The organism is Streptomyces sp. LS1784 (genome assembly GCF_020103755.1).
Classification (GTDB): Bacteria; Actinomycetota; Actinomycetes; order Streptomycetales; family Streptomycetaceae; genus Kitasatospora.
Map to the genome: position 1 here is coordinate 1 of NZ_JAHSQD010001085.1, position 1,182 is coordinate 1,182.

Sequence of the window (1,182 nt, forward strand, 5' to 3'; positions counted from 1 at the left end):
GGCCGGCGGCGAGCCGCTCGGCGGCCGCGGCCAGTGCCTTCGCCACCGTCGCGGCGTCCAGGGCCCGTCTGCGGCGGGCCAGCACGACGGCGGCCGCACCGGTCAGCGCCACCACGACCAGCAGCACCGCTAACAGCACCATGCACCGTCCCCCTGCGTTCGGAAACCGCCCGCTCCATGATCAACTCGCTGCGGGCGATCATGAGTTGACGCCGTGTCGTGATGTTGATCGAACGCCATCAGAATAGGCCCTCGATCGGACAGACGAACAGGAAAGAGCACTATCCTGGGCATCACATCAGCAGCAGCACGGCAGCACATCAACAGCGGTCAGAAGCGTCGGGGGTCGTGTGTCCGAGTCGCGTTGGGTGCCCGGGCTCCGGTTCGGGCCGGAGTTCGACCCCGAGCAGTACGAGCTCCTGGAGTTCCACCACCGGGGCGGCGAGGCCGAGGTGTGGCGGGCGGTTCGCACCGGACACAACGGGCGCAAGGAGCTGGTCGCCGCGAAGATCATGCTGGAGCGCGACCCGACCGAGGTGCGGCGCTGGCTCGGCCGCTGGGACGACGTCTCGCACAATGCGCACCGGCTCGGCGTCACCGACCTGGTGGTGCCCAGCTTCCTGCTCGGCCCCTCCCCGCACCGGCCCGGCACCCCGCCTGGCGGCACGCTGCTGGCCTACCAGATCTCACCCTGGGTCGAAGGTGCGCCGCTGCACACGTGGGCGCGCGGCCAGCGCGGTGGCCCGTCGGCGGTGGCCGAGGTGCTGACCCGGCTCTGCCGGATCGTCGACGAGCTGCACCGCAAGCGCTGGGTGCATCGCGACATCTCCCCCGCCAACGTCATGGTGGACGGCCAGGGGCAGGTCAAGCTGATCGACCTGACCTTCCTCGCCCCGCTGGACCACACCCTGACCGTCGCGGTGTTCACCCCCGGGCACGTCCCGCCGGAGGCCGAGCAGGTGGGCGGCTTCCCGACCACCGCCAAGGACCTGTTCGCGGTCGGCACCCTCGCCCGCACCCTGCTGCTGCCCGACCACGGCCGCCTGGACCACCGGCTGGCCGCCGAGCAGGCCCGCGCCGAACTGCTGGCGGCGGGCTACAGCGAGGAGTTGGCGCGCTGGGCCTGCGAGCCGCTGGCCCGCGACCCGGACCGCCGCCCCTCCCCGCTCGGCCCGTGGGCCG

General features: G+C 72.4%; 1 protein-coding gene. It reads left to right on the plus strand.

Annotation, left to right across the window (positions count from 1 at the left end):
- Window positions 1-350: 350 nt before the first annotated feature.
- Window positions 351-1,182 (plus strand): protein kinase (locus KS423_RS45820; protein WP_224285563.1); only part of this gene is annotated, 832 nt, incomplete at its 3' end.